Origin of the sequence: Megasphaera stantonii, from assembly GCF_003367905.1 — a bacterium.
Taxonomy (GTDB): domain Bacteria; phylum Bacillota; class Negativicutes; order Veillonellales; family Megasphaeraceae; genus Megasphaera; species Megasphaera stantonii.
The window spans coordinates 869,651-895,617 of the sequence record NZ_CP029462.1; the positions used below are offsets into that span (position 1 = coordinate 869,651).

The 25,967-nt window shown below is 56.8% G+C and carries 23 protein-coding genes; 5 read left to right on the plus strand and 18 right to left on the minus strand.

Features of this window, described 5'->3' with window-relative positions; translation table 11 throughout:
• Positions 1 to 180: 180 nt before the first annotated feature.
• Positions 181 to 1,065, plus strand: a complete 885-nt coding sequence (locus tag DKB62_RS04140) for a LysR family transcriptional regulator (RefSeq protein WP_107195777.1) — start codon at positions 181 to 183, stop codon at positions 1,063 to 1,065.
• A 304-nt stretch (positions 1,066 to 1,369) separates the two neighbouring features.
• On the opposite strand, the gene DKB62_RS04145 is transcribed toward DKB62_RS04140, so the two are convergent.
• Genes DKB62_RS04145 through aroF form a run of 8 tightly spaced genes read right to left on the minus strand, consistent with a single transcriptional unit; the run spans position 1,370 to position 8,900 of the window.
• Positions 1,370 to 1,873 (minus strand): shikimate kinase, encoded by a 504-nt coding sequence (locus tag DKB62_RS04145; protein WP_107195778.1) that lies wholly within the window; start codon positions 1,871 to 1,873, stop codon positions 1,370 to 1,372.
• The gene (aroE, locus tag DKB62_RS04150; protein WP_107195779.1) at positions 1,863 to 2,687 is read right to left on the minus strand and encodes a shikimate dehydrogenase; all 825 of its coding nucleotides are present in this window, start codon (positions 2,685 to 2,687) and stop codon (positions 1,863 to 1,865) included. Before aroE ends, DKB62_RS04145 begins: the two co-directional genes overlap by 11 nt.
• Complete coding sequence (pheA, locus tag DKB62_RS04155; protein ID WP_198643467.1) at positions 2,665 to 3,537, minus strand: prephenate dehydratase; 873 nt, start codon at positions 3,535 to 3,537, stop codon at positions 2,665 to 2,667. The genes aroE and pheA overlap by 23 nt, the downstream gene beginning before the upstream one ends.
• A gap of 6 nt (positions 3,538 to 3,543) precedes the next feature.
• Entirely contained in the window at positions 3,544 to 4,635 is a 1,092-nt protein-coding gene (aroC, locus tag DKB62_RS04160) for a chorismate synthase (protein WP_107195780.1), read from the minus strand.
• 3 nt (positions 4,636 to 4,638) lie between these two features.
• Positions 4,639 to 5,922 (minus strand): 3-phosphoshikimate 1-carboxyvinyltransferase, encoded by a 1,284-nt coding sequence (gene aroA, locus DKB62_RS04165; protein WP_107195781.1) that lies wholly within the window; start codon positions 5,920 to 5,922, stop codon positions 4,639 to 4,641.
• Positions 5,923 to 5,926: 4 nt separating this feature from the next.
• Complete coding sequence (gene aroB, locus DKB62_RS04170) at positions 5,927 to 6,994, minus strand: 3-dehydroquinate synthase (RefSeq protein ID WP_107195782.1); 1,068 nt, start codon at positions 6,992 to 6,994, stop codon at positions 5,927 to 5,929.
• Positions 6,975 to 7,865, minus strand: coding sequence for a prephenate dehydrogenase (locus DKB62_RS04175; RefSeq protein ID WP_232818765.1), 891 nt, complete (start codon positions 7,863 to 7,865; stop codon positions 6,975 to 6,977). Before DKB62_RS04175 ends, aroB begins: the two co-directional genes overlap by 20 nt.
• An 18-nt stretch (positions 7,866 to 7,883) precedes the next feature.
• The gene (gene aroF / locus DKB62_RS04180; protein WP_107195784.1) at positions 7,884 to 8,900 is read right to left on the minus strand and encodes a 3-deoxy-7-phosphoheptulonate synthase; all 1,017 of its coding nucleotides are present in this window, start codon (positions 8,898 to 8,900) and stop codon (positions 7,884 to 7,886) included.
• Positions 8,901 to 9,393: 493 nt separating this feature from the next.
• On the opposite strand from aroF, the gene DKB62_RS04185 reads away from it, so the two are divergent.
• Positions 9,394 to 10,428, plus strand: a complete 1,035-nt coding sequence (locus tag DKB62_RS04185; RefSeq protein WP_095629956.1) for a 3-deoxy-7-phosphoheptulonate synthase — start codon at positions 9,394 to 9,396, stop codon at positions 10,426 to 10,428.
• Between the two features lie 67 nt (positions 10,429 to 10,495).
• Here the strand turns inward: DKB62_RS04185 and DKB62_RS04190 are convergent, their stop codons facing one another.
• From DKB62_RS04190 to DKB62_RS04210, 5 genes are all read right to left on the minus strand, one after another.
• On the minus strand, positions 10,496 to 10,906 hold the full coding sequence (locus DKB62_RS04190) for an amino acid-binding protein (protein WP_107195785.1): 411 nt from the start codon (positions 10,904 to 10,906) through the stop codon (positions 10,496 to 10,498).
• 323 nt (positions 10,907 to 11,229) lie between these two features.
• Positions 11,230 to 12,117 (minus strand): polysaccharide deacetylase family protein, encoded by an 888-nt coding sequence (locus DKB62_RS04195; RefSeq protein ID WP_107195786.1) that lies wholly within the window; start codon positions 12,115 to 12,117, stop codon positions 11,230 to 11,232.
• A gap of 20 nt (positions 12,118 to 12,137) precedes the next feature.
• Positions 12,138 to 12,911: a selenium cofactor biosynthesis protein YqeC gene (yqeC, locus tag DKB62_RS04200; RefSeq protein ID WP_087478540.1), complete on the minus strand. Its 774-nt coding sequence runs from the start codon at positions 12,909 to 12,911 to the stop codon at positions 12,138 to 12,140.
• 30 nt (positions 12,912 to 12,941) lie between these two features.
• A complete protein-coding gene (locus DKB62_RS04205) occupies positions 12,942 to 13,760 on the minus strand; it encodes an FAD binding domain-containing protein (protein WP_107195787.1) in 819 nt (272 codons plus the stop codon).
• A 51-nt stretch (positions 13,761 to 13,811) separates the two neighbouring features.
• Entirely contained in the window at positions 13,812 to 14,534 is a 723-nt protein-coding gene (locus DKB62_RS04210) for a suppressor of fused domain protein (RefSeq protein WP_232818766.1), read from the minus strand.
• A 170-nt stretch (positions 14,535 to 14,704) separates the two neighbouring features.
• Here DKB62_RS04210 and DKB62_RS04215 point away from each other — a divergent pair, with 170 nt between their 5' ends.
• Positions 14,705 to 15,637: a carbon-nitrogen hydrolase family protein gene (locus tag DKB62_RS04215; protein WP_107195788.1), complete on the plus strand. Its 933-nt coding sequence runs from the start codon at positions 14,705 to 14,707 to the stop codon at positions 15,635 to 15,637.
• A gap of 11 nt (positions 15,638 to 15,648) precedes the next feature.
• On the opposite strand, the gene crcB is transcribed toward DKB62_RS04215, so the two are convergent.
• Positions 15,649 to 16,029 (minus strand): fluoride efflux transporter CrcB, encoded by a 381-nt coding sequence (gene crcB / locus DKB62_RS04220; RefSeq protein ID WP_232818767.1) that lies wholly within the window; start codon positions 16,027 to 16,029, stop codon positions 15,649 to 15,651.
• A gap of 196 nt (positions 16,030 to 16,225) precedes the next feature.
• Between crcB and DKB62_RS04225 the strand changes: the two genes are divergently transcribed.
• On the plus strand, positions 16,226 to 16,432 hold the full coding sequence (locus tag DKB62_RS04225) for a hypothetical protein (RefSeq protein ID WP_143747176.1): 207 nt from the start codon (positions 16,226 to 16,228) through the stop codon (positions 16,430 to 16,432).
• 109 nt (positions 16,433 to 16,541) lie between these two features.
• The gene (locus tag DKB62_RS04230; protein ID WP_198643468.1) at positions 16,542 to 17,147 is read left to right on the plus strand and encodes a GNAT family N-acetyltransferase; all 606 of its coding nucleotides are present in this window, start codon (positions 16,542 to 16,544) and stop codon (positions 17,145 to 17,147) included.
• Between the two features lie 100 nt (positions 17,148 to 17,247).
• Here the strand turns inward: DKB62_RS04230 and sdaAA are convergent, their stop codons facing one another.
• Genes sdaAA through DKB62_RS04250 form a run of 4 tightly spaced genes read right to left on the minus strand, consistent with a single transcriptional unit; the run spans position 17,248 to position 25,874 of the window.
• On the minus strand, positions 17,248 to 18,132 hold the full coding sequence (gene sdaAA / locus DKB62_RS04235) for an L-serine ammonia-lyase, iron-sulfur-dependent, subunit alpha (protein ID WP_107195789.1): 885 nt from the start codon (positions 18,130 to 18,132) through the stop codon (positions 17,248 to 17,250).
• An 11-nt stretch (positions 18,133 to 18,143) separates the two neighbouring features.
• Entirely contained in the window at positions 18,144 to 18,803 is a 660-nt protein-coding gene (gene sdaAB, locus DKB62_RS04240) for an L-serine ammonia-lyase, iron-sulfur-dependent subunit beta (protein ID WP_087478545.1), read from the minus strand.
• Between the two features lie 38 nt (positions 18,804 to 18,841).
• Positions 18,842 to 22,480: a helicase-exonuclease AddAB subunit AddA gene (gene addA, locus DKB62_RS04245; protein ID WP_107195790.1), complete on the minus strand. Its 3,639-nt coding sequence runs from the start codon at positions 22,478 to 22,480 to the stop codon at positions 18,842 to 18,844.
• Positions 22,446 to 25,874 (minus strand): PD-(D/E)XK nuclease family protein, encoded by a 3,429-nt coding sequence (locus DKB62_RS04250; RefSeq protein WP_107195791.1) that lies wholly within the window; start codon positions 25,872 to 25,874, stop codon positions 22,446 to 22,448. Before DKB62_RS04250 ends, addA begins: the two co-directional genes overlap by 35 nt.
• Between the last annotated feature and the right edge of the window lie 93 nt (positions 25,875 to 25,967).

A 25,967-nucleotide genomic window follows, 5' to 3' on the forward strand; every position in this document is an offset into this window, starting at 1 on the left:
ATATGATTTTCGTGAAAATTAGAACTATATATACTGCACAGATGCTATATGCATCACATGCATCACTAACTCTGTGAACATAGTAACATGTCAGTTCCCTATTAACAAATCAATCATTTTTATTTTTCCATAGATTACATCTATGTACTATGATATACTACAGCTAAGGAGGAATACGCTATGAATTTATCGCAACTTAGATACTTCGTAAAATTGGCCCACGAAAAGCATTATACAAAAGCAGCCGAGCAGCTCTGCATTACTCAACCCAGCCTGAGCCATGCTATTTCAACGCTGGAAAAAGAATTGGGAGTACAGCTATTTGAAAAGAAAAGCCGCAACACCGAGCTGACCTGCTGCGGCCGGCAATTTTTGACCGTTGCCGAGAATACGCTTAACGTACTGGATAACGGCATCCAAATGCTGTCCCGTGTCGCCAAAGGAGAGGGGCTGATTCGCGTCGGCTTTCTGAGAACGCTCGGCATTGAATACATTCCCGATATCATTTCCCACTATCGTGCGGCCCACCCGTCAGATAATGTCGAATTCACCTTTGAAGTCGACTTATCTCCGCAGCTGCTGCAGGATCTGCTGGCCCATAAACTCGATGTCGTCTTCGCCTCCAAGCCGGCAGCCGACACAGCATTTCACTGCACGGCTATCGAAAAGCAGGACCTCGTCCTCATCGTCCCTAAAAACCATCCTTTAGCCGGCCATTCTACCATCGACCTGAAAGACACGGCTGACTATCCGTACATTGTCTTCAATAAAAAATCAGGGCTGCGCCTCATCGTCGATACGATGCTGGAAAAAGCCGGCGTCACGCCCCGCATTGCCTATGAAATATCGGAAGATGAAGTCATCGGCGGCATGGTCGCTAAAAACTTTGGAATTGCCGTCGTTCCCTTTATGAATCTGCTCCTGCAGCTCGACGTAAAAATCCTGCCTATTTCCCATCCGCAGTATGAGCGCAAATTCTACATGATAACAAATAAGCAAATTTACCTGCCTCCTGTCGTTCAGCACTTTTGCGATTTTGTCATAGCGCACAGCAAAATTGACTAAAAACAAATATTTCTTTTGCCGAATTATTAAAAAATATCTATGTCAGTATAGATATTTTAAATAGAATCGACCAGACAATGTACCTATGCATTGTGAAAAAAACGCCGTAATCATCCCCCCTTTATTCCAACACAGCATTATATGAAACAAAAACCAGGCAGCGCCGTCTGTAAACGACGCTGCCTGGTCCGTTTATGGCTCCCCTATCTAGATTTCCGATACTGCGAAAACAAATTTATATCTGTCAATATAAAAAACAACAGTATCTGAATCCACTCCTATAAAACACTGCATCTTCTTCTATTTATATTGCCTTTATCAGCTCTTCTAACTCATTCAATACAAAAGAAAGTTCTTTATCATTTGCAATAGTATAGTCAGCCGCATTGCGGTATAAAGCAATGCGTTCATCGTACAAATCATAAACCTTCTGCTTCCCCTCTTTGAGAAGCGGACGGCTGGCTACATCGACGTCGGTGACGATGTCGTCTGGCGAGCGGTCGATAAAAACTACGACTCCCGACTGCTTAAATATCTGTATATTTACAGGACGCTTAATGACGCCGCCGCCGCAGGCAATAACCAGACCGCGCTTTGCAGCCAAGGCTTCAGCGGCTCTCGTCTCAGCGTCGCGGAAGTAGTCCTCGCTGATAGCAAACATATCCGGAATGGTCTTTCCTTCCAGCGCAACGACAAAATCGTCGGCGTCGATGAATTCCCGTCCCAGCCGGCTTGCCAAGGCTTTTCCGAAGGTTGTCTTGCCGCTGCCGGGCATGCCGATGATAACGATGTTTTTATCATTTTTCATATTGCTTTTCCATCTCCTTTGCTATCTCTTCAATGACAGCTGAATCAATACGCCGTTCCTGCCATATTTCTTCAGCACCTACAGCCTGAGCGACAAGCATATACATGCCATTCAGCGTCACTGCGCCATGCTTTGCTCCCCAGGCCAGGAGCTTCGTCGTCTTCGGATTGTAAATCAAATCGACGACGGCTTGGTATCCGACGACAACCGATTCCGGAACCGGCGACTCCTCTACATTCGGATACATACCGACAGGCGTACAGTTTACCAATATATCGCCACGGTGTTCTTCCAATTCATTATAACTAATAAGTTCAGCATGCAGCCCTGCCGCAAATGTTTCAAATTCCGTATCGTCTTGTATCCTCCGCGATACGATAGTCAGAGACGCCGCCTCCTTATCAGCCAAGCACTTCAAGATGGCCCGGGCCGCGCCGCCTGTACCGAGAACGACGCATTTTTTTCCCTGTACATCGATGCCGGCATGATCCAGCGAGCGGCCAAAGCCATGATAATCCGTATTATAGCCAAAATCGCCCTGGCTGGTCATATATATTGTATTGACAGCGCCAATGACATGGGCTTCCCTGGCAATATCATCCAGACACGGCATGACATCCCGTTTATAGGGAATCGTCACGTTGACGCCGGTATAGCCGCGCCGTTTCAGATCTTGCAGAGCCTTTGCCACTTCGCCTCGTTCTACTTCAATCAAATCATAGTCTCCATCTATGCCAAGGGCTTTGAAAATAAGCCTATGAATCGCCGGTGACTGGCTGTGTCCCAGCTTCTCACCAATGAGCCCGAGTTTCATGGCCAATTCCCTCCTTGTCTGACGGATAGTTTCCCAATATTTTAAAATATTTGCACGTTCTTTCCAGAGCCTGCAAGGTTCGGACAACGCCAGGATCTTTCATGCTGCCCATAACATCGATGTGAAAAAAATATTCAAATGGCCGACCTTCAATAGGCCGCGACTCCAGATGGGTCATATTCATATCGTTGTAGAAGAAATGCCCCAACACGTGATACAACGTACCCGGCGCATGATGAACAGTCAGGACAAGGGTAATCTTATCCGCCAGCCCCGACTCTTCCGAATGGGGGGCTATCACAAAAAATCGGGTAAAATTCGTCGGATTGTCGTTGACATCGCGCTCTAAAATAGTCAGGCCGTACATATCGGCAGCCGTACTGTTGGCAATGGCGGCAATATCATGACGCCGTTCCTTCTGTACAAATTGGGCGCTCTGCGACGTGCTGTAGTAAGGACACACCGTCCAGTCGGCATGCTTTGTCAAATACTTCCGGCACTGGGCCAATCCCTGCGGATGGGAATATACCGTCCGTATATCTTCTAATTTCGTGTCTCCATACGCCAGGAGATGATGCTCTACCTTCAAATATCGTTCGCCTACAATACGGCAGTCATACTTGTGTATCAAATCGTATACTTCCGTTATACCTCCTGTAGAGGAGTTTTCAATAGGCAGGACGCCGTAGCGCACCGTGCCGTCGGCCACGGCCTGCACTAAGTCAGCGAATTGCCCGTAGTATGTCGGCGTTATAGGCTTCCCGTCAAAATGTCCCATCATCGCCCGATAGCTGTATGAACCGGGAGTTCCGAAGCATCCGACAGGAATGGAATACTCGTCTGTCGCCATATATCTTCACATCCTTTTTTCTGTAGAAAGCCATACGTCCAATATTGCCCAGCTTGCCGCCGCCTCGACGACGGGCACGGCGCGCTGGACGATGCAGGGATCGTGCCGCCCCTTAATTTCCAGCGTGCAGTTTTCCTGTGTATCCGTATCTATTGTTTCCTGCAGGCGGCTGATGGACGGCGTAGGCTTGACAGCGACGCGGAACAGGACGGGCATGCCGTTGGTAATGCCGCCGTTGATGCCGCCGTTGCGGTTGGTCTTCGTCCTGACAGCGGCCCCGTCATAATAGAAGGCGTCGTTGGCCCCGGAGCCGCGCATGGAAGCCAGGGCAAAGCCGTCGCCGAATTCGATGCCCTTGACGGCCGGCACGGAAAACATCATATGGCTCAGAGCGCTTTCGACGGAATCGAAGAAGGGATTTCCCAATCCGGCAGGCAGGCCCGTAATCATGCATTCGATGACGCCGCCTACCGAGTCGAGGTCGCCCTTGGCTGCCATGATTTCCCCTTCCATTTCAGATTGCTTCGTCTTGTCCAATACGGGCAAAGTTTCTTGTTTCAGCGATTCAAACAGCGCTTCGTCTTCGCCCAGGGGATGAAAGGACGCGTCGCGGACCGAGCCGATTTGCAGGATATGCGCGCCGACGGCGACGCCGCGCCGCTTCAATATCTGCGAGGCCACTGCGCCGGCAAAGACCAGAGGCGCCGTCAGGCGGCCGGAAAAATGCCCTCCGCCGCGGAAATCGTTATATCCGCCGTAACGGATTTTGCCGCTGTAATCGGCATGACCGGGCCGCATGATATGGCGCAGCTGGTCGTAGTCCTTGGAGCGGTGGTCGCCGTTGCGGATGACGGCGCACAGGGGCGTCCCCGTCGTATAGCCGTTGAAAAAACCGCTCTGCACTTCAAAGGCGTCGGCTTCGGAACGAGCCGTCGACATAGCGTTTCGCCCCGGCGCGCGGCGGGCTATTTCCGTCCGCACAGCATCCCAGTCGATAGCTTCTCCTGCCGGCAGGCCGTCGAGGACGGCCCCGATAGATACGCCGTGGGATTCGCCGAATATGGTCAGGGCGGCGGACCGCCCGAATGTATTGTTCATGCCTTATTCCTCCACTCTGTATATCCCGCCGAGCTTGGCAAAATCCTGCCAGAAATCAGGATAGGATTTGCGCACGCATTCGGCGCCTTCGATGACCAGCTCGCCGCTGCAGCGCTGCGACGCAATGGCCAGGGCCATGGCGATGCGGTGGTCGTTCCAGCCGCTGACCCGGCCGCCGGTAAGGGCTCCTACACCGCAAATGATGAGGCCGTCCGGCTCTTCTTCTACGCAGCCGCCAATTTTATTGAGCTCCGTCGCAATGGCGTGAAGGCGGTCACACTCTTTCAGCCGCACGCGGGCTCCATGGATAATATGCGTCGTCCCCTGCCCGCAGGAGGCAGCCACAGCCAAAATCGGCACTAAATCGGGACAATCTTCCACGTCGATGACCTGACCCGTCAACTGCGACGGATGCGCCGCGATAGAATCCGTCTGCCCTATGACAGCGCCCATGCGCTGCAAAATGGAGACGATGACTTCGTCGCCCTGAGACGACGAATGGCGCAGGCCCAAGCATTCCACAGGGTGTCCCAGCGTCCCGGCTGCAAGCCAAAACGCCGCCTGCGAATAATCGCCTTCGACGGCGTATGTCCCGGCCATATACTGCTGATTTCCAGGAATATGAAACAGGCGGCCTCCATCCCATTGAACGTCAACGCCGTGACGGGCCATGCAGTCCAATGTCATGGTAACATAACTCAGCGATTCCAAGGGCGTCGTACTCTCCAGCACCGAGTCTCCGTCCAAAAGGGGAAGCATAACCAGCAGGCCTGTAAAAAACTGGGAGCTTACGTCGCCGGCCAGGGCGTATCGTCCTGGTTGAAGACAGCCTTCCACCGTCAGGGGAAGACCGCCTTCCGTCGGCTTGTAAGACACACCGTGTTCGTCGAATATGCGGTAGTACGGCTCCAAGGGCCGTTTGACAAGCTGGCCCCGTCCCGTATAGACGACGGTATTGCCGCTGTATAAGCCGATGGGAATCAAAAAGCGCAGGGTGGAGCCAGATTCGCCGCAATCAACAGTCAGCGCCTCCCCTTGTTTCGTCAGCCCGCCTTTGACGCGATACGCCGTCCGCCCTTCGTAGGCCGACGGGATTTCTTCAATCGAAGCGCCGAAGGCCTGCAGCAGCCGGCACGTCGCCTCAATATCCTGCGAGACGGAAATATTTTCTACGACGCTCTCTCCCTGAGCCAAGGCGGCACATATGAGCTCGCGATGTCCAATACTTTTCGACGACGGGACGACGACAGAACCGTGAAGACGCGTCGGCGTAATACGTATATTCATGAGGCTACTCTCCCTTGCGTATATATTTCGGCAGTTCGTCGGCCATTACCGGAAGAAGCTCACTTTGGCCGATAGCTTTAAGGATAATCAGCGTCATGCGGTTGCCCCGTTTCTTTTTGTCGTTGCCGATATAACGGAGCAAATCATCTGCCGAAGCCTGCACGTCTGTCGGCAGGCCATAGCGGCGCAGCACCTTGCAGAGCCGTTCAGTCGTTCCCGCTTCCGTCAAGCCCATGTGTTCCGTCACGCCGGTCAGCATAGCCATGCCGGCGGCAACGCCTTCGCCATGTGTATAATAGCCGTAGCCATAGCACCGCTCGATAGCGTGACCGATCGTATGACCGAAATTCAAAAGCATCCGTTCGCCCAAATCCAGCACATCTCGTTCAACAATGCGCCCTTTGGCCTCACAGCAGCGGCCGATGATATCTTCCCAATGACCGGATATCGTCTCGTCGTCTAAGGCTTCCAGCAAAGCGAACAGCTCTTCGTCGTGAATACAGCCGTATTTGATCACTTCGCCCATACCGTCGTGGATAAACCGCAGGGGCAGCGTCCGGAGCAGTTCCGGGTCGATGAGGACGCCTTTGGGCTGGTAGAAGCTGCCGGCCTGGTTTTTACCGCTGGGCAGGTCGATGCCGACCTTGCCGCCGACGCTGCTGTCTACCTGGGCGATAATCGTCGTCGGAATCTGGATAAAGGGCACGCCCCGCAGGAATGTAGCCGCGGCAAAGCCGCCCAGGTCGCCGACGACGCCGCCGCCGAAGGTGATGATATAGTCGCTGCGCGTAATGCCCGCGTCGGATAATTCCTGGTACAGCTGCAGGAGGGTCTCGGCGCATTTATATTTTTCCCCGGCGGGAAAGACGATGCGGCGCACGTTGTAATGCTCCTTGCGCAGGGCCTGTTCCAGCCGGTCGCCGTACAAGCCGTCGACCGTCGTGTCGCTGATGACGGCGAGGGTCTGCGATTTCGTCAAATTGCGGACGTACTCCCCGGCCCGGTCCAGCAGGCCGTTTTCGATATGAATATCGTAGGAATCTTTTCCTAAATCAATGTGTATGCTTTTCATGAACTAGTTCCCTTCTCCGCATGGCGGCTTGCTGCAAATACTGCGTAATGGCCGGCGTGTCTTCCCGGCGGAGCATGTCGGCAAAGGTCTGCAGGGCGTCGCCGAAGCGGTCGATTTCGTACAAGAGATTTTCTTTATTGGATAAAAACAATTTTGTCCACAGCGGCGCGTTGATATCGGCGACCCGCGTGCCGTCGCGGAAGCTGCCGGCCACGAAAAATTTGGTCATCGGGCTCATGGCCTCGCTGTTGACCAAGGCCGTAGCCAGCACGTGAGGCAGGCTGCTCGTGTAGGCGATGAGCTTGTCGTGCTCCTCCGGCGACACGGTGACGACGTGGGCGCAGCCTAAGGCGTAGGCCATCGCCCGCACCTTGCCGATGTGCTCCGCCTTATTGGCCGGGCTCGGCACGATGATGTAATTCGCGCCGTCAAAGATTTCCGCCTGCGCCATGCCGTAGCCCTTGCCTTCCCGGCCGGCCATGGGATGTCCCGATATGAAATCGACGCCTGCCGGCAACATCCCTTCGATGGTCCGGGCCATGTCGCCCTTGATGCCCGTCACGTCCGTCAGGATTGCGCCGTCCTTGAAATGGGCGGCGTTGCCGCGGATAAACTCCAGCATGGCGTCGGCGGCCATGCAGAAGATGAGCATGTCGGCCTGGGCCAGGAATTCCCCGCCGGCCTGATGGCCTTCGTCGATCACGCCGTCGGCGAGGGCCGCCTGCAGCGCCTCTTCGTCAACGTCGACGGCGATGAGCTTCGCCGTGCCCAAACGGCGCAGCCCTTTAGCGTAGGAGCCGCCGATGAGGCCTAAGCCGATAATTCCGATTGTCTGTTCCGTTGCAAAATTGCAGTCTCCCTGTTCCATCATATCCCCCTCGGTCTGCCGTTATAATTCCCGGCCTACGATAGGCGCCAGCTGGCGCAGCGAATCCATGAGCCGGGCAAACATATCCGGCGTAATGGACTGGGCCCCGTCGCACAAGGCCTTGTCCGGATTATTATGTACTTCTATCATGACGCCGTCCGCTCCGGCAGCGATGGCCGCCTTGGACAGCGCTTCTACCATCCACCGCTTGCCCGTCGCGTGGCTCGGGTCTACGACGATAGGCAGGTGGCTCTTATGCTTGACGGCCAGCACGGCGCTGAGGTCCAGCGTGTTGCGGGTGTACGTTTCAAAGGTGCGGATGCCCCGTTCGCAGAGGATGACGTTGCGGTTGCCGCCGGCCATGATGTATTCCGCCGACATGAGCCATTCTTCGATAGTCGCGCTGAGGCCGCGCTTGAGCAGGACGGGCTTGCGCGTCTTGCCGACGGCCTTGAGCAGCTCGAAGTTCTGCATGTTGCGGGCGCCGATCTGAATGATGTCGACGTCGTCTTTCAAGAATAAGTCGATTTTATCGGCCGACATGATTTCCGTAACGACGGGCAGATGGGCTTTCTTCCCTGCCTGGCAGAGCATGTCCAGCCCCTTGTCCTGGAGGCCCTGGAACGAGTAGGGCGACGTGCGGGGCTTGAAAGCGCCGCCGCGCAGCATCGTCGCGCCGGCGGCCTTGATGGCTTGGGCTACGCCTTCGATCTGCTCCGGCGTTTCTACGGAGCAGGGGCCGGCGATGACGGCCAGCTTCTTCCCGCCAATCTGTACACCGCCGACGTCGATGACCGTATCGGCCGGATGGAAGGTACGGCTGGCCCGCTTGTACGGCTCTTCTACGCGGATGACCTTGTCTACGTATTCATATCCTGCAATTTGCTCTCTATCGATAACCGACGTATTGCCGACTAATCCCAATATGGTTTTGCGCGCCCCCTTGCTGACGTCGATCTGAACGCCTTTGGCCTTGATGGAACTCATCAGCATATCGACGAATTCCTGCGGAGCATGTTGTTTCAATACGATAATCATAAATAAAAGACCCCCATTTCATCATAAAAAAAACAGGCTCACATGAGCCTGTCCCAAATGCAGTGTCAAAAGGTATATGCAGGTAGCTTATATTCCCCCTGCCGCTAAGCGATACGATTTGCCGAAGTTTCTTCTCATGCGGATGTCATGCCTATTCAATTCGTCGCAGCAAAAATAGCCAGCGCTAAAATAAAAATAGCCCCAGCTAAAGTATGTAAAGACGTATTCAATTGCATGGTTCACGAAGGATAGATTCTTCATGGCGATGCCGCTCCCTTTTGCAATATGCTGTATAATAATGCTATTATATACTCCGAAAAAGCCTCTTGTCAAGACGAGAGGCCTAATGTTTTTCACCTAGCAGGCTGTAAAATTGTCCTTTTGCCCTGAAAATATTTACAAAAGCTAAGTCTATGATATAATATGCTATAATTCGAGTATTAATCGCAAAAAGGCCGACCGGCCGAAACTGCTTACAGGAGGGAATAGTATTATGGCAATGCAAATTGAATTCATCAGAAAACTGCCGTCGCCGCAGGAGCTTATGGAACAGTTCCCCATTGACGACCGCATCCGCAGCATCAAAGCGCAGCGCGACGAGACGATCCGCCGCATCCTGACCGGCGAAGACGACCGCTTCTTGCTCATCATCGGGCCCTGCTCAGCCGACAACGAAGACGCCGTCGTCGACTACGCCCATCGCCTGGCCGCCGTGCAGGAAAAAGTCGCCGACACCATCTTCATCATTCCCCGCGTATACACCAACAAGCCGCGCACCATCGGCGTAGGCTACAAGGGCATGCTCCATCAGCCCGACCCGGAAGGCAAGGAAGACATGCTGGCCGGCATCATTGCCATCCGCGAAATGAACGCCCGCATCGTCCGAGAAACGGGATTCACCTGCGCGGAAGAAATCCTCTATCCGGAAATCTACCGCTACTTGTCGGACCTCCTGTCCTACGCCGCCGTCGGAGCCCGCTCCGTCGAAGACCAGCTCCACCGCATGATTGCCAGCGGCGTCGGCATTCCCGTCGGCATGAAAAACCCGCCGTCCGGCGATATCTCAGTCATGCTCAACTCCATCGCCGCCGCCCAGCACTCCCAGGAATTCCTGTTCCGCGGCTGGGAAGTCCGCACGAAAGGCAATCCCCTGGCCCACGCCATCCTGCGCGGCTACGTCGACAACTTCGGCAACAGCCTGCCGAACTACCATTACGAAGACCTGCACAACCTGCTGGAAGCGTACGCCGAACGGAAGCTGGCGAACCCGGCCGCCGTCATCGACACCAACCACGCCAATTCCGGCAAAAAATATCTGGAACAAATCCGCATTGCCAAGGACGTCATGCACAGCCGCCATATGTGCCCAGACATCCGCACCCTCGTCAAGGGCCTCATGATCGAAAGCTACATCGAAGACGGCAGCCAGAAAATCAGCGAAGGGACGTACGGAAAATCCATCACCGACCCCTGCCTGGGCTGGGAAAAGACGGAACGGCTCATCCTCGAGCTGGCCGACCTCGTATAACGTCAGACAGAAACATCCCCGCAATTCCTCGTGTCAGAGGAACTGCGGGGATGTTTTTTCATGCCTGTTAAATGGAATTGAGAAGGATATATCCCTTGCCGCGCAGAAACGTTTCCGTTTCGGGCTCGCTGGTCTTGAATACGGCTACGGGCGTCGACGTCTGGCGGTTGTACGAAATGTATAAGTAGTCGATCGATACGTTCGCTTCCTGCAAATTCGACAAAATGCCGTCCAGCGTGCCCGGCGCATCGGACATGTCAATGGCCAGCACCTTGTCCAGGCGGCACTGGTAGCCTGCATCCTGCAGGGCCTTCAGGGCCTTGTCCGGGTCCGTCACGATGAGGCGGATGATGCCGAATTCGGCGCTGTCGTTGGCCAGCATCGTATAAATATTGATGTGGGCCTGAGCCAAGACCGACGTGATGCAGCGCAGGGCGCCCTTCTTATTTTCGGCAAACAATGAAATTTGATTCAGCATGATAAGTCCTCCACTTCTCCACAAAAAAAGCAGGCTGCCATGAGCCTGCTCGAATCCATCTGTATGATGCTATACGCCGCTGAAAACGGGTTCCGCCGTCTTCCCTATGCCCATGTCCCCATTGTCTCTATTGTATTCTCCGTAGCCGAAATAGCCGGCGCTAAAAAAGCTCCAGCTAAAGTACGTAAAGACAGATGCAATTGTCATAGGCAAAGATGACAAAACCTTCATTTAGATGGTCTCCTTTGTGTAATAATTAAAATTTGTTGGTGCCATTGTATACCTAAACGAAGGTTGTTGTCAAGAAAAATTTAAACTATATCCTACCAGGCCGGCGGCGTCGACGGCGTAACGACGCGGAACGTATAGCCCTGCTGCTTCAGCATGGCGATGATGGGCGGCAGGGCCTTGACCGTCTCCTCATGGCCGGCAGCATCGTGCATTAATATGATAAGATGCGTATTTAAATACGGTCTGGCCGCCAGCTGGCTCCGCAGGTTTTCCACGGCCTTCGCCGCCGTTTTGCCCGTGCCGTCGGCATCGCCCGTCAAGGCGTTCCAGCCGACGTCGACGTAGCCTATATCCTGAATCGCCTGCCAGTATTCCTTCGTGAAGTGGCCGGCCGTACCGCCCGGCGCCCGGGAAATGACCGGCCGGACGCCGATGATATGGTAAATCATCTCTTCTGTTTTCAGCAGCTCGTCTATATAGGCCTGGGGAGAGCTGTACAATTTTTTGTAGTCGTGGCTGTACGAATGGACGCCGATGGCGTGGCCCGACTGATATATGCGGCGCACCACGTCGGGATAGCGGCCTACGTTCCGTCCGGTCAGGAAGAACGTCGCCCGTATATGCTCACGCTCTAAGATATCCAGTATTTTCTCCGTATTCGCCCGGTTCGGCCCGTCGTCAAAGGTCAGGTAGGCGACGTGGTCGCCGTAAAAGTAAGACCGCTTCGCGCCGTACGTCTGCGGCAATCCCTTGGCCCGGCGTTCCCGCGTCGTATACCGATCGTATACAGGCAGGTCGTTGTCCGCCGGCGGCAGGGAAAATTCATCTCCTACGTATACCTCCTTGGCCTGTCGTTCAAAGGGCAGGACGACGGACCGCACCCGGTCGAAGGAATGGCTCATGACGTGCATCGTAAGGCCGGCCGAAGCCAGGACGACGATGAGCACGCAGCCCAAGGCTAATTTCAATTTTGCTATCATATACTGTAAGCGCTTTCTTTCTATCTAGGTTCGTAGGAAACGTACTGGCGAATAGTGCAGGCTTCCCTGTAGCCGTCGGCCAATACGCTGGCGACCAGTCCGAAATCTTCCATTTCGTCCAGCAAGGCTTCCGTCATGCGGTGCTGCACGGCGTTATACCCCGTGCAGAATAAAATGCGGGCGCAGGGCATGCCGCGGAACATGCCGCGGGGATGCTTGATGAGCTTTGCCAGCATGGCCGGCGTAATGACGGCGCCCTGAGACCGGCCCATGATCATCGTCGCCGTTTCAATGCCTTCTACCTTTTCCGGAAGAAGCGAGTTTCCCAGCATTTGCAGGTTCAGCACGCCGATAATCGTATCGCAGTTTACCGGAACGGGCACGTCGTCGGGGAGAGGCGCTTTCAGCCATTTGCCCTTGGCTCCGTCTCCTTCAATGAGGATATACCAGGCCGGATGCCGTACCTTGAGCTGCTCGATGACCTTCGTCGGCAGGCCTGTGTAGCAGTCGTTGCCATCGAGGCCCCAAAACCAGGCCGGCACGCGGCCGTCGGCAATGCGGGCTGCGCAGAATGCTTCTCCTTTTTCGACGTCGGACGTGCAGATGACGTCGAAGGGCTCTACATTATCGATGTAAGCGCTGTCCATGGGGACGGTGCTGCTGATCATGATGGGCAGCTTGCTGTTGTGGCCGTATTTCCCCAGCCGTTCCAATACAGTCGTCTTGCCGCCGGCCCCGACGATTGCCGTAATGCCCGGCTTCAGCATGCGCAGCCACCGATTATCTTGATACATAGACGAATCTCCTCCTTTTGATGATGCCCTTTATCTTTTTCCGGCCTTCTGCAGCTGGGCGCTGCGGCCTTTCCACGCTTCCTTAATCAGCTTGCGGACCATGTCGACAGTCAGGCTCCGCCGTTCCTGCTCGGAGCAGGTACCGTAATTGGCAAAGTCCAATTCCTCGCTGGCCAGATGAGCCACGTTCTCCCGTACAGCCATCCCCTTTTCCGTCAGCTCCGCGCTGGCCGTTTCGGCAATGGCGGCGACGCCGGGACGGCCGCCCACGACGACGCGCCATTCATCGTCCAGGGCCGCTACGGCTCCCGTCAGGTACGGTTCGTCCGTCGGCAGCTTGCGATAGGCTGCAAAGGCCGTGTATACCTCTTCCTTCGCAATGACGACCTGCGAAACCATCTCCCGCATAGGCGGGCAGGGAATGTAGTCGGCAAGGTTCATGCGCCCCTTTCCTTCCAGGACGACGTCGACGCGCAGCGACATCAGCACGGGCAGCACGACGGAAAAGGGCGCCTTCACGGCGACGACTCCGCCAATCGTCGCTTTCTTCTCGTCGGAATTCTTGATATCCCGAATACACCGGCATATGGCGCCGCCGGCGATGGCCTGCACGACCGGCGATTTCTCCAAGTCGGCCAGCGTCGTCATGGCTCCGATAGCCACTTCGTCGCCGGCGTCGCGGATATACCGCAGCCCGGCCTTCGATAAGTCGACGATGAGGCCGTAATGGTCTTTCTTGTATTTTAAGCCCTGGGCTCCAGCCAAAAATACGGCGGAAGCGGCGTCGCGGTATACCTGGTACGCCTCTTCCGGGCTCTGCGGTACTGCAATCGTATCACTTGTAACCAAACTGGGTGCATCTCCTTTCTTGTTTATATATATTCGCTTTATCTTGTCTTTTTATTCATATGTGCCGCCGGCAGCCACATTGGCGCGGCGGACATCCAGGGCAAAGGAACCCCTGTTGCTTTCCAGAATTTCATCTATGACGGCGTCGACGCCGATTTCATCGCACAGATCCAGCTCTTCCTTATAGGCCAGGATCGGCATGAGCAGCTCGACCGTCGTGCCGTCGGCCATAGTCAGGGCCCCCAGCTCGCCTTCAAACTGGACGATGATGACGCCGGACAAGTCCGTCATCGGCGAAAAGGGCTCGCACGTCTCCGTATTGGGCAGGATAAACCCATAGGATATCCAGATTTGATGCACGTGGGGAAAGCGCCCCAGCTCCATGAGCATCCAAATCGGCCAGGCCGCGGCGTCGGTCAGGGCGACGTCCTTCCCCTTGCCGAAGGGCCAGTCTGCCGGCAAAATCATGCACAGCTCGCCGTACACCTCGTGGCCCATTTCCAGCCTGCCGGCGGGGTAATGCATGGGAACGGCGCTCATCCCTATCGTATGCAGGAGATAAAAGGGCTCCTCTACGGTCGGGTACAGCATTTCCACGCTGATGGGAATCGGGCTGGCCGTCGTGTCGGAAAAAACCTTCCATTCGCGGTGGGGAAACAGCTTATGAAAGTAGTCCTGCACCTGTTCGCCGTACTCGCCGTGACGAAGCGGCATGGGGCCGGCGTCGTTCATGGCGAAAAATCGCGAAGGTCGTTGTTGTATATCTATGCGCACTGTATCCCTCCTCACCAGTTCAGTCATATTATAGCATAAATGGCGGCTATATCCTATGTATAATATCCACATAGGAACGAGGCAATCGCGTCAAACTCGAAGGCCCCTCTTCGCAAACCGCCGTTTTATTGATACAATCAGATTATATTCATGCAAAGGAGGCCACACCTATGAAAATACTGAAAAAAAATCTGCGCGTCGCCGTCGTGCAGGCGTCGCCGGTCATGTTTGACAAGGACGCGACCCTCGATAAGGTCGTAAGCCAAATCGCCGAAGCAGGAACGCACGGTGCCGAACTCATCGTCTTTCCCGAATCCCTCGTCCCCTGCTATCCCTACGGGCTGACCTTCGGCTTCAACGTCGGCAGCCGGTCCGAAGACGGCCGCAAGGACTGGAAGATATACTACGATAATTCCGTCGTCGTCCCCAGCGCCGACACCGACCGCATCGGCAAGGCCGCCAAAGAAGCGGGGGCCTACGTCAGCATCGGCATTACGGAGCGGGACAGCACGAACTATTCCCTGTACTGCACAAACCTCGTCTTTTCTCCCGACGGCAAACTCGCCGCAAAGCACCGCAAGATAAAGCCGACGGGAGCGGAACGGTATATTTGGGCCGATTCGCACGACCCCGACACGTATTTTCCCATCACGGACACGCCGTGGGGCCCCATGGGCGCCCTTATCTGCTGGGAAAATTACATGCCCCTGGCCCGCGTCGCCTTGTATCAGCAGGGAGTCTCCCTGTATCTTGCTCCTAATACCAACGACAATCCCGAATGGCAGGACACGATCCGGCACATCGCCATCGAAGGCCACTGCTACGTCATCAACGCCGACCAGTACTTTACGAAGGCCATGTATCCTGACACGCTGTTGGCGAAAGACGAAATCGCCAGGCTGAAAGACGAAACGTGCATCGGCGGCAGCTGTATTATCGACCCCTACGGCCACTGCGTCACCGAGCCCGTATGGAATCAGGAGGCCATCATCTACGCCGACCTCGACATGGACGCCGTGCCGATGAGCCACATGGAGTTCGACGGCGTCGGCCACTATGCGCGGCCCGACATTTTAGAGCTTACCGTCCGCGACGGGAAATAAATCCGTTTCCCTTACCACAGCGCCGTCCCCGCCGCCAGGCCCAGCCAACAGAATAAAAACGCGCCGACAACATTCAGGCCGCCGTACAGCAGGGCAAAACCCATCTCGCCGGCCCGGATAAAGGTCAGCAATTCCATATTAAAGGTAGAAAAGGTCGTAAAGCCGCCGAGGACGCCCGTGACGGCAAAGAGCTTCACCGACGGCGGCAAGTCGGCCTGGGCCTGAAAATACATCATGAGCAGGCCGATGAGAAAAGAGCCTATGATATTGACCAAAACAGTCCCATAAGGGAAGGCGACGCCGCCGTGCGCGTTGGCAAGGAGCGTGACGGCATACCGCAGAGCGGCTCCGATGCCGCCGCCGACAGCCACGGCCAGTATATGCTGCATCATAAAAACCACTTCCTTAGTTTAGCGTATGACGTCCCTATTGTACCACGTTTTACTGCTCCATAAAATAGGAAAGGGCATAACAATACGCTGTGCCCAGCCCATAAATCCCTTGTAAAAGGGCAGGAAATATAGTAAAATGACAATGAATACATACGCCGCAGGCTAACAAAATTTATTTACGCAAAGGGATGACGCTATGAAAACACGATGTGTGGAGCTGAGTCAATTCGAATCTGAATTGCTTATCGCTTTTATGAACCAGCCTAAAGATACGCCGATTTCAGCAGGCTTGTGCCGTACGATTTACCGCCGCCTGGAAGGCCATCCGGCCTTCGCCCAAAGCCGCGTAAACGTATATGAAAAAAGCGGCGGCGCCGTTCGCGCCGCAATGGCTCAAAAATAAGTATACCCACGCTCATTCCCCCTCTGACGAGCTGCTGCACGTACGCCTTTGGCTGCTGCGGCAGCTCGTCTTATATTTAGATACCCCTTCAACAACACGGGAGGCCTTCATGAACCAAGACGACATCATCATCCGCGCGGCTTCGCCTGAAGACGGCGCAGCCCTTCTGGCGATTTACGCTCCTTATGTGCAGCATACCGCCATTACCTTCGAATACGCCGTTCCCAGCCTGGAAGAATTTACGGGCAGAATCGCCGCGACGCTGACTAAATATCCCTATCTCGTCGCCGAGCATCAGGGATGCCCTGCAGGCTACGCCTACACCGGGCCCTTTTCCGGCCGCGCCGCCTACGACTGGTCCGCCGAAACGTCGCTGTACATACGCCGGGACTGTCGCCGCCAAGGAATCGGCCGAAAGCTGTATGAAGCGCTCGAAGCCGTCTCGAAGGCGCAGCACATCGTCAATTTGAACGCCTGCATCACCTGTCCCGACGCCGACGACGAATACGTAACGCGAAACAGCGTCCAGTTCCACGCTCATATGGGATACGCCATGGTCGGGATCTTTCACAGCTGCGGCTACAAATTCAGCCGCTGGTACCACGTCGCCTGGATGGAAAAGTTTCTCGGCGATCATCCGGCCGTCCCCGAACCGGTCATCCCCTTTCCCGTCCTCCGTCCCAGGCTGCGCCGCATCCTGAACGGGCAAGAATAAAAAAAATCGTCCCTGCGCGATGGGCTTTCTCCTTGCCGGAATACCCAGTAAGGAAAAAACCTATCGCCGCGAGGACGATTTTTTTTATATCTCTATGCCGTTATTCGGCCATGGACCGTTCCAAGCGTTCGGCAATGGCCTTGCCTGTCGCCGTCTTAGCCAGGCCGCCGTCGGACGTTTCCTTCAGCGCGACGGGCATCATCCGGCCGATTTCGTTCATCGCTTCGATGACTTCGTCAGGCGGAATGACGCTGCGCACGCCGGCCAAGGCCATTTCGGCCGCCGTAATCGCCAGGATAGCGTAGCAGGCGTTGCGCTTGACGCAGGGAACTTCGACCAGTCCGGCTACGGGGTCACAGGCCAGTCCCAGCGTATTTTTCATGCAGAGGGCAAAGGCCTGCAGTATCTGGTCGTTCGTCCCGCCGGCCATTTCAGCGGCAGCAGCAGCGGCCATAGCGGCAGCCGTGCCGCATTCAGCCTGACAGCCGCCGACAGCGCCGGCCACGGAGGCGTTGCGCGATACGACGGCGCCGACGCCGGCAGCCGTAAACAGGGCGTTGACGCTCGTTTCCGTATCGACGTCCAGCTCTTCGGCCACGGCCGTCATGACGGCCGGCACGATGCCGCAGGACCCTGCCGTCGGGCAGGCGACGATTTTAAACATCTTGGCGTTAGCTTCGCTGACTGCCAGGGCGTAGACAGCCGCTTTCTTTGCCAGCGGCCCCAGCAGCTTCGGCGCCGCTTTCAGGAGCTTATCGGCGTCGCCGCCGACGAGGCCGCTTACGGATTTTTCCGTATCGTTCAAGCCGGCGTCGATAGATTCTTTAAATACGGCCAGCCGGCCTTCCATGCGGCTGCGTACGTCTTGTTCCGTCTGTTCCGACGTTTCCATTTCGTGGCGCACGACGACTTCCGACAACGACAGGTTGTGCGTTGCCGCCGCGTCCATCAGTTCGTGAAGGGTTTTGTATTCGTACTGGTACATATCCTAACCTCCTATAACGGCAGCAGCGTGACGACGCTTTCAATTCCGGAAATATTCTGAATCATGCTGACCATTTCCTGCGGAACCGGGCTGTCCGTGCAGACGATCATAACGGCCGACGCATTTTTAGCGCTGCGGAATACGCGCATGTTCGATACGTTGATGTGGCCGATAGCCAAAATCGTCGTAGCCTGGGCGATGACGCCGGGCTTATCGCGATGCACCGTAATCAGCGTATGCTCTTCGCCGCTGAGCAGGACGCCGGCGCCGTTGATCTCGCGGATTTCCATTTTGCCGCCGCCGAGGGACACGCCCAGCACTTCCATCTTCTTTCCCGTCTTGCCCGTCATGGCGATGCGCACCGTGTTGGGATGGTCTACCTCCGCTTCCGAGCGCTGAAATACGACGTTCATCCCCTGCTGGGCTGCCAGGTCAAAGGACGTGCGCAGGCGGACGTCGTCGGCTGAAAAGCCTAGTAATCCGGCGACCAGAGCCTTATCCGTGCCGTGGCCCTTATATGTCTTGGCAAAAGAGCCGTATAAGGTAATCACAGCTTCTACAGGCTCATCTTTCAGGATTTCCCGGGCCATGAGGCCGATACGGGCCGCGCCGGCGGTGTGAGAACTGGACGGACCGATCATGACCGGGCCGACTACATCAAAAACTCCCATACTATACCTCCTTGTACTCTTACCTATATGGATAAAATTTAAAATGGAAAGGCAATTTCTCTATCTAAATAAAAGCTGTATATGTACGCGCTGCCGACGGGAGCGCCGAGGACCTGCAAGGCAGCCTGGCGGTACAATGCCAGCTGCACGGCGTAGCGCCGCCGAAAGGCCTCTTCATCGGGCAGGCGGTCCGTCTTATAGTCGACGAGGACCCATTGGCCGTCCTGCCAAAACAGGCAGTCGACGACCCCCTGCACGAGGATTCGTTCCCCCTCTTCCAGGGCCGGCAAATACCCGCCGCCGGGCAGGAGCACGCTGAAAGGATATTCGCGCCGCACGTCGGAAGACAAGGCCATGCGCCGCCCCAGAGGGGAACTGCAGAAGCGCTGCACAGACGGCACGAAGACGAGCCGCAGCTCTTCTTCGGAAAACAGCCCGTCAGCCTGCCACGACGCCATCTGACGCCGTATATCCCCGTCGGTCATATCCGGCGTCAGCTGAATATACTGCATGACCTTATGCATAACCGTTCCTCGCCATGCGCCGCCGGCGCTGCCGTCTTGTTCCACAAGCCAGGGCGGCGTCGGGCCGAAGGCATCTTCGTCCTCGGCGATGCCGGCCAGTGGGGAAGCCGGCGGCTGTTCTTCCTCCATTGCTTCGGCGTAACGGAGGTTGTACTGCCGCTTGATTTCTGATACGGAAAATTTAGCCGCCGTCTCCGTCGCCGCCGGGTAGCCGTAAGTCCACGTCAGAGCTTGTTCCATCCACAGGGGCGCCGCCGTTCCCGTCGGCAGCCCCTCCTTCAGCCGGGCCAGGCGCGGTTCTTCCGCCGGTTCCCCTGCATCGGCCGCAGCCGCGCCGATACGGCTATGAATCGTTACCTGCCACAGCCCGCTCTGCCACGACGGCGCACCGCCCAAGAGCCAGGCCTCGCTTTCCGGCCGCGACGCGACGCCGGGAAGCACCCAGTCAAAATACGAACGGGCCCGGGCCGGATTGACCTGGCCGCGCCAGCGCTGCCAGTCCCGCTCCAAGTGAGACGTATGGCCCGTAAGGATTAATTTATCCCTGGCCCTCGTCATGGCTACGTAGAGAACCCGTTCTTCCTCCGCCGTGCTTTCCCAGCCGATCTGCGCGCAGATGCCGTTCCATAAAAGCGTCGGATAGGCCATGCGCCACTGGGCGTCGTACTGCTTCAGGCCGATTCCCAGGGTATTGTGAAACAAGATGAGGGAATGCATGTCCTGGCGGTTGAAGGCCTTGCCCATATCGGCGGCAATGACGACGGGAAATTCCAGTCCCTTGCTCTTGTGGATGCTCATGACGCGCACTACGTCTTCCCGTTCGCTCAGCACCTTGGCCGGAGCCAGGTCCAGCCCGTCTTCCTTCATCTTGTCGATGAGGCGCAGGTAGCGGAATATCCCGCGGAAGCCCGAAGTTTCATACTGCCGCGCCCTGTCGTACAGGGCCTGTAAATTAGCCTGCCGGACGGCGCCGCCGGGCATGCCGCCGACGTAGTCGTAGTAACCTGTATCACGATACAATTCCTGCAATGTTTCCGCCACGCCGTGCCGGCGGCTGTACGTCCGCCAGGCCTGCAGCTTGGCGCAGAAGCCCAGCAATCGTTCCTTTTCTTCTCCCTCTTCCAAGGATGCGGCGTATGCCGGCAGGTTCCGCCACAGGGACTGCTCTCCGGCCAGGCGCAGCTCAGCCAGCGACGGCTCGTCCATCGCCGCGATGGGAGAGCGCAGGACCGCCGCCATGGGCAAATCCTGTTCAGGATTGTCGATGCAGCGCAGAAGCGACAAGACGGTCTGTACCTCTATGGCCGCAAAATAGCCGCCGTTCTGCTCCGCATAGGCCGGGATGCTATGGGCCTGCAGGACGCGGAGCAGTACGTCCGCCTTCCCGGCCATGGACCGCAGGAGCACGACGATATGGCGATAGGCCAAAGGCTCCAGCGTACCGTCCTTGCAGGCGGCCATCTTTCCCTGTTCCTTCAGCCGGCAAATTGATTCGGCAATGACCTGGCATTCCTGCTCAAAGGCCGTCATGTCCCGTTCCGGCGTCTCTTCATCTGCCGGCGAGTCGTCCCGCGCCGTATCGACGATATGCACCTCGACAGGGCCGCCGACCCAGCGTTCGTCTTCCGGGGCGGTTCGTCCGGCATAGAGCCGTTCCCGTTCGCTATAGCCCATACCGGCGGCTTCTTCGGTCATCGTCCTGGCGAACACTTCGTTGACGGCGTCGAGGATATTCGGAGCGCTGCGGAAGTTCCTTCCCAAGTCGATACAGCGCTGCACGGCGTCGGCATCGCGGCTGAAAGACCTGTATTTTTCCAGAAACAGCGTCGGGTCCGCCAGGCGGAAGCGATAGATGCTCTGCTTGATATCGCCGACCATGAAGCGGTTGTCGCCGCGGGAAATCAAGGCCGTAATCAGTTCCTGCACGCCGTTCGTATCCTGATATTCGTCGATGAGCACTTCCTTATAGGTCTGGCGCAGTTCTTCCGCTGCCGCCGAAGGCACGGGATGATCCGGCTCCGACTGCGGCGACAGGAGAATCTGCAGGCAGAAATGTTCCAAATCGCTGAAATCGATCCAGCCCTTTTCCCTTTTCGCCGCCCCATAGGCCTCGGCGAAATCAGCCGTCAGCCGCACCAGCCCTTTCATGACCGGCGCCATCGCTCTCACGCCGTCCAGCCAGACGTCGGATGCAACGGAAAAATAAGGCGTCTGAAGGCCTTCGGCAATTTCCTTTTTCACGTCGCTGCGCACGGCCTTGCACTGTTCCCAGAAAACCTTATCTTCGTCAGACAGCTTGCGCAGCCCCTTTAAGCGGGGAAATTCTACGGCCATGACGGCTTTCCGCATATCGTCCCAGGCGGTGCGCTCCAGCACGCGCCGCAGTGAATCGGCTTCGGCGGCGAAATCGGCGTACGGGCCGGCAAAGGCCGGACGAGCCTTCATCTCGCCCAAGAGGCCTTCGTACCGTCCGAGCTGTTCCTCTACGCTGCTCCGCACCAGCTTTTTGACGGGATCGCACCAGGCCATTTCGTCGATAGACGCGCCGTCAGGCACGTCATAGGCTTCGGCCGCATCGTCCAGCCATTTCCGGGGCCAGGGCATGCTGCGCGAATAGTCGTACATGCGGCTGACCGTATCCATGAGTGCGTCGTCTCCCCGGTCATTGCCGAACATATCTGCCAGCGGATAGAGAAAGGGCGCTTTCTCTTCGTCTTCATAATAAGATAAAAACACGGCTTCCAGCACGCCCTTGCGCAGCAGGCGCAGCTCTTCCTCGCCGGCAATCGTCACGCGCGGGTCTATATCGATGGTATAGAAATACTTGCGTATGACGTCTTGGCAGAAGGAATGAAGCGTCGATATGTGGGCCGACGGCAGCAGCGCCAGCTGCCGCTCTACAGCCGCGTCGCCCGTATCGGCTAATACCTGGGCCAGGGCCGCGCCTACGCGTTCCCGCATTTCCGCCGCCGCCGCCTTCGTAAACGTCACGACCAGCAGCTCCGTAATGTCGACAGGATTGTCCTTGTCGAGAAGACGGCGGATAATGCGCTCTACGAGAACGGCCGTCTTGCCTGATCCGGCCGCGGCAGACAGCAGCAGCGTCTGCCCCCGGCTGTCAATGGCCGCCTGCTGTTCCGGTGTCCACGCCATGTTCGCTCCCTCCTTCGTCCAGTTTTTCCAGCAAATCCTCTTTCCGTATCGTCACGACGTCATAGCCGTTGTCGGGCAGCTGCGCGTCAAACCGGCAGACGGCGTGATAGGGGCAATAGCGGCACGGGCTGGCCTGCCCCAATAAAATAGGCCGCACGGCGATGTCGCCGCTGTCTATGCGGCCGGCGATTTCGCGAATCCGCGCAACGGCCAGCGTCAGCAGCTTCTGCCATCCCGCTTCATCGTACATCGTATGGGATACGTTGCTCAGGGTGCCGTCTTTTTTTAACCGCAAATTTAAAAATTCCGAATAGCCTTCCATCGACGTATCCAAGGCCGTCATGACCTGGCTGTTGTCGAGATAATATCCGCTGAGGCGGCTTTTTTTATCGTATAAGGTCTTCTTTTCCTCTTCGTCGGCTACGTGGTCCAGGGACGTCTTGTCGTTGCGGACGTAGCAGTACAAGATAGCCGCCGGCACGGCGTCTTCGCCCATGTTCAGAAGCGCTACGTACATGTATGTCAGGAGCTGCAGCTCCAGGCCGACAAATACCTGGCTCAAATCGAGCTGCTTCCGCCCCGATTTGTAGTCGATGACGACGACGTACTTGGCGTCGCCGTCCCGCATGGAATCGACGCGGTCGATCTGCCCGGTGACGATGACTTCCAAGCCGTCGGGCAAGGTAAAGCGCAGGGCCTCCCACGGGCTGCCCTTGCGGCCGAAGGCCTTTTCCAGCCCTTCCATATGAAACTGGGACGACTCGCTGAACTGGCAAAGACGCCGCACTGTCCGAGCCAGGGTTTGGATGAGTCGTTCCTTGATCTGCGCGAAATAGGCGTTGGACATGAGGATGTCGTGCTGTATATACGGGGCGAGCCGTTCCGTAGCCTGGCGGCATGCGGCCGGAATATCTTCCGCTCGGAGGTCGCGCCACTGCTTGTGTTCGCAAAGCAGGTCCTCGCCTAAGATGCGCAGCGCGCCGTGGACGAGCATCCCCAGATCGGGGGCGGAAAAGTGATACATTTGCCGTTCTTCCAGCAGCAGGCCGTAGCGGGCAAAATAGGCGAAGGGGCAGCTGCGGTACTGCTCAAATTTCGTAACGGAGCCCCGCAGGACGCCGTCGGGCGCGTACAGCCGCTTGACGAGCGTCGCCGGCAGCCGCAGGGGCTGATTGCGGTGAAACAATCCCTGCACGGACTGCGCCGCCCGCTCTTTCCAGCCGTGGCTGCAGGCCCAGTCGTACAAGGCCCACCAAACGTCGTCCGTCTCTTTGCCCTCTGCCGCAGGCCGCAGCATGACAGGCAGCCACGACAGGGCCGCCGGCAGGGACGTAATGAACTCGGCCTCACGTCCCCCTTCGATCATCCCCGTTTCATGGCCGACAGCATCGACATAGCCTTTTTCTTCTATCTGCCGAATCCACGACGACGGCTCCATCGCCCCGCCGTCGTCGCCGGCCAGAATATACGACAGGTGCAGCTGCTCTCCGGCCCGGCCGGCAGCCAGATAAAAGAGGAATTTTTCCTGGAACGAACGGAACCGGCTGTCCGGGCCGAGCCGGACGCCCAGGGCCTCCAGCTTCCGCCGTTCGGCGTCGTTCAGCATGCCTTCTTCGCTCGTGCGCTGGGGGAACACGCCGTCGTTCAGGCCGCAGAGGAAGACGACGCGGGCCTGCATGGTGTATCCCCGTTCGACCGACGTAAACGTAACGTGGTCCAGCGTCGGCGGAATCAAGCTGAATTTCAGCTGCTCCAGCCCGTCCTTTACGATCTGGGAAAACTCCTGCAGCGGCACGACGTCGTCGCCGCACACGCGGACGATTTCATGAAGGAAGGCGACGATGCGCTTCCAGACCTGCTCGTGTTCCTTTCCTTCAGCAGCCCGTCCGGCCCCTTCGTCATCGCGTTTCCACTGCTGCAGCGACTGGGGAACTCCCAGGTCGTACAGCCATCGGTACAGCAGCGTGCACCAATCTGCCAGGGAATGGTCTTCCTGCGCCTCTTCCCAGCACGGCCACAGGGCCTCCCATACGGCGCGGCGGATGCCATTGACATGCCGTATCGTTTCTTCTTCGCCTTCGTCTACGCCATGGCCTTCCTCGATATAGCGGCTTCTTCCGTACTGCCAGTCTTCGCCGGCCAGCCAATGATAGCCCCGGATACCGTAAGCCAGGCAATAGTTTTCCAAATCGTCGGCATCGCACCGACTGATAGGGAACAAGTCCGTCTTCAGCAGCTGAAACAACGGCTCGTGAGCCCATCGGGACGTAAACACGTCCAGCAGGGAGGAAATGGCCTCCGCCGCAGGATGGGACGTCATGGGACGCCGGTAATCGCTGAAAAAAGGAATGCCGTATTTGGCGAATATCTCCTCGGCAATATGGTAATAGGCCTCGCCGGTCCGCGCTAAAATAAGAAAATCGCGGTAGCGGTATCCCCGGCGGCACAAGGCCTGAATGCGGCGGGCCGCCGCGTCGAGCTCCAGTATCCTGTTTCCGCATTCCGTCAGTATCAAGCCCTTTACGGCCTCAGCCTGTACCGGCGGCACGGGACGGAAAAATTCATTCAAAAATACGGCCAGGCCCCCTTCGTCAGTCCCGGCGACGCGCCGTACCTCCAGGTGCGGGAATATGCGGCGCAGCTCCTGGTACACGGCATAGGGCCGGTGGAACAGGGCTGTTTCCCGACGCTGCGCCTCGACGCGGTCCGGGTCCATGGTCAGGGTAATCGTCACCTGCGCCGCCGTCTGCTCGATGGCCTGCAGCACTTCCAGCTGCCGCGGCGTAAACCACTGGAACCCGTCAACCCATACGTGAGCCCCCTGCAAAAAGGAATACGAAGGAATTTCCCTTGCCAGTACGGTCATCGTATCGTCGGCGCTGCCGAACCGTTCCTCTAAATAGGCCGTATACCCCTGATACAGCAGCGCGATATCCATGAGCTTGCGGCTCAAGGTCTGGCTGCCCAGCAGGGACGCGGCATGGCGCAGCATGTCAGGGCCAATGCAGAAGGAACGGCACTCGCCGATAAACCGGCCGGCCGTTTCTACGAAATTATCCTGCCGCGCCGCCGTCTGCAGCACCGTAAACTCGTCGGCGTGCCGCCGCAGCAGCCGCTGCAAGATGAGCTTCTGCGCCAATTCCGATACGAAGGCGCAGTCCTTGCCCTTTTCCTGAAATACGCGGTAGGCCAGCCGCGAAAACCCGACGATCTGCGTCCCCATAAAGCCCTTTTCCGGCAGCGACTCAGCAAACCGCCGCTCCGCGTTATACGACGCCTGATCGGGCACGATGAGCAGCGTGCGGCGGCCCTGGGCCGCTTCGGCCTTCATCTGCGAAAAGCAATATTCCGTTTTTCCGCTTCGGCCCTTGCCAAACAAAACAGTCAGCGCCACGGCAACTCCTCCCTTCCACTGTGCACTCTGAAATTACATTTTCAATTATTGTATCATATTTTCTGCACGCATAAAACCGAAATGCCCATGCAA

Bases quoted from the DNA above. Each gene is read 5' to 3' on its own strand.
- DKB62_RS04140 (WP_107195777.1), top strand. From the start codon at position 181: ATGAATTTATCGCAACTTAGATACTTCGTAAAATTGGCCCACGAAAAG.
- DKB62_RS04145 (WP_107195778.1), bottom strand. From the start codon at position 1,873: ATGAAAAATGATAAAAACATCGTTATCATCGGCATGCCCGGCAGCGGC.
- aroE (WP_107195779.1), bottom strand. From the start codon at position 2,687: ATGAAACTCGGGCTCATTGGTGAGAAGCTGGGACACAGCCAGTCACCG.
- pheA (WP_198643467.1), bottom strand. From the start codon at position 3,537: ATGGCGACAGACGAGTATTCCATTCCTGTCGGATGCTTCGGAACTCCC.
- aroC (WP_107195780.1), bottom strand. From the start codon at position 4,635: ATGAACAATACATTCGGGCGGTCCGCCGCCCTGACCATATTCGGCGAA.
- aroA (WP_107195781.1), bottom strand. From the start codon at position 5,922: ATGAATATACGTATTACGCCGACGCGTCTTCACGGTTCTGTCGTCGTC.
- aroB (WP_107195782.1), bottom strand. From the start codon at position 6,994: ATGAAAAGCATACACATTGATTTAGGAAAAGATTCCTACGATATTCAT.
- DKB62_RS04175 (WP_232818765.1), bottom strand. From the start codon at position 7,865: ATGATGGAACAGGGAGACTGCAATTTTGCAACGGAACAGACAATCGGA.
- aroF (WP_107195784.1), bottom strand. From the start codon at position 8,900: ATGATTATCGTATTGAAACAACATGCTCCGCAGGAATTCGTCGATATG.
- DKB62_RS04185 (WP_095629956.1), top strand. From the start codon at position 9,394: ATGGCAATGCAAATTGAATTCATCAGAAAACTGCCGTCGCCGCAGGAG.
- DKB62_RS04190 (WP_107195785.1), bottom strand. From the start codon at position 10,906: ATGCTGAATCAAATTTCATTGTTTGCCGAAAATAAGAAGGGCGCCCTG.
- DKB62_RS04195 (WP_107195786.1), bottom strand. From the start codon at position 12,117: ATGATAGCAAAATTGAAATTAGCCTTGGGCTGCGTGCTCATCGTCGTC.
- yqeC (WP_087478540.1), bottom strand. From the start codon at position 12,911: ATGTATCAAGATAATCGGTGGCTGCGCATGCTGAAGCCGGGCATTACG.
- DKB62_RS04215 (WP_107195788.1), top strand. From the start codon at position 14,705: ATGAAAATACTGAAAAAAAATCTGCGCGTCGCCGTCGTGCAGGCGTCG.
- crcB (WP_232818767.1), bottom strand. From the start codon at position 16,029: ATGATGCAGCATATACTGGCCGTGGCTGTCGGCGGCGGCATCGGAGCC.
- DKB62_RS04225 (WP_143747176.1), top strand. From the start codon at position 16,226: ATGAAAACACGATGTGTGGAGCTGAGTCAATTCGAATCTGAATTGCTT.
- DKB62_RS04230 (WP_198643468.1), top strand. From the start codon at position 16,542: ATGAACCAAGACGACATCATCATCCGCGCGGCTTCGCCTGAAGACGGC.
- sdaAA (WP_107195789.1), bottom strand. From the start codon at position 18,132: ATGTACCAGTACGAATACAAAACCCTTCACGAACTGATGGACGCGGCG.
- sdaAB (WP_087478545.1), bottom strand. From the start codon at position 18,803: ATGGGAGTTTTTGATGTAGTCGGCCCGGTCATGATCGGTCCGTCCAGT.
- addA (WP_107195790.1), bottom strand. From the start codon at position 22,480: ATGGCGTGGACACCGGAACAGCAGGCGGCCATTGACAGCCGGGGGCAG.